The 247-nt window shown below is 67.2% G+C and carries 1 protein-coding gene; it reads left to right on the forward strand.

What is annotated here, in order from left to right:
* Positions 1-247 (forward strand): hypothetical protein (locus AC5IJH_RS18665; RefSeq protein WP_491904311.1); only part of this gene is annotated, 247 nt, incomplete at both ends.

Consider the following 247-nt stretch of genomic DNA (forward strand, 5'->3'; position numbering starts at 1 on the left):
TACTGCGGCCGTCTCGCTGCTGCTGGCCTTACGGTCGCCGTGGTGGCTGGGTGCAGCCATGCTCTCTTCGGCGGCGGCGCTTGCTCCCGATCGAGGCCTGCTGGCCTTCCTTCGTCGCAAGGGGGGGTGGAATGTAGCGCTCGTCGCTGCTCCGCTGCTGCTGATGCAAAACCTCTGCAAGCTCATCGCCGCAGCCTGCGGAACGGCGCTGTTTCTGCGATCGAAGATGAGCGGCCGGCGCGCTCCC

The sequence above is a fragment of the Candidatus Dedyshia acidiphila genome (assembly GCF_051025295.1).
Classification (GTDB): domain Bacteria; phylum Acidobacteriota; class Terriglobia; order Terriglobales; family Acidobacteriaceae; genus KBS-83.